This window comes from Bartonella sp. AD328YNZD, assembly GCF_042196425.1.
Window position 1 is genome coordinate 1 of the sequence record NZ_JBHIQG010000530.1, and the last position, 1175, is coordinate 1175.

The following is a 1175-nucleotide window of genomic DNA, read 5'->3' on the forward strand; positions in this document are numbered from 1 at the left end:
TACCTCCATCACTGTGCATAAGGAGTCCATAGATATACAAAAACCATCATACGCTATTTACCAATTCAAAATATTGCGCAAACTCTTTGAGAATTTTCTATCTGCTCATATCAAATAAAAAAATAACTGGTATCTAAAATGCGGTTAACGTGTTTTATTATAGCAATCTCTTCCTTTGCTTTTCTACAAATGAGTGCCCTCAGCTTATCCTCACCCTTTATGCAAAATACCGTATTGATTTAAGCTGTTTTTTATTGCTTTTGTCATTGTAACAATGAATAATGCAGTCAGCCTAACCAATGCCCTTGATGGACTTGCTATCGCTCCTGTAATAATTGCAACATTATCTTATACTCTGATTTCTTACCTTTGTAGGAAGATAAATTTTGCTGATTATCTTACAAATTTATTATCTTCCTACACACTTTTCAAAACCTCACGAAAAGCTCTCTCCCCCTTAAAATCAAATCCAAAAGCACAATTTTAAAAATAGCTAAAAATAAGCATTAGCAATAGAAGGACGAGAAATCGCTTTTGAGAGAGCCATAGCAACAGTTTCACCAAATTTGTGAGCCTCTTCACGTCTCTGACCATTTTCACAAGCAAATGAAACCGCCTCGCGACGCACTTGCTCAATAAACAGCTCTTGCTGCCGAGGACTCATTTTAGAAAGGTGCACGATAATATCCGGAAAAGCCATTACCCATCTCTCTAGCAACACCTCCTCCGTTACCTCAACTTGCTGAGAAGAAGAAGTGTAGCCAGAAAAAAACTGATAAACAGCAACACTGCGAGAAGCAAAAATGCTAAAACCAAAAATAAGAAATATAAACAAAATAAAAGCAATACGACCGGAGAAAAATCCCATCATCTCTTACTTAAAGATTACAGACTGCAAATATAGGCTCCTTCCATAGCATTCAATGATGACTCAATAAAAAAAATTCTAACCATTGAAAATAAACGCAATAACACTAACCAAGAAACAACCGCTACCCGCCCTATATACTGAGACACTATAGATGAAACAATAGCATATCTTACGCCTTTTACCCCCTGATAACATCTTACCAAACTCTAACAAAAACTACAAAAAAACCTGACTGAGGAAATCCTCAGTCAGGCCAGACAATCTAGGGGATCCACGCGGGGGGGGGGGGAGGAGGTTCCCCGAT

General features: G+C 37.7%; 1 protein-coding gene. It reads right to left on the reverse strand.

Annotated features, from left to right (window positions below; all coding sequences use genetic code 11):
- Nucleotides 1-493: 493 nt before the first annotated feature.
- Nucleotides 494-868, reverse strand: coding sequence for a hypothetical protein (locus tag ACFIO3_RS13425; protein WP_375608274.1), 375 nt, complete (start codon nt 866-868; stop codon nt 494-496).
- Between the last annotated feature and the right edge of the window lie 307 nt (nt 869-1175).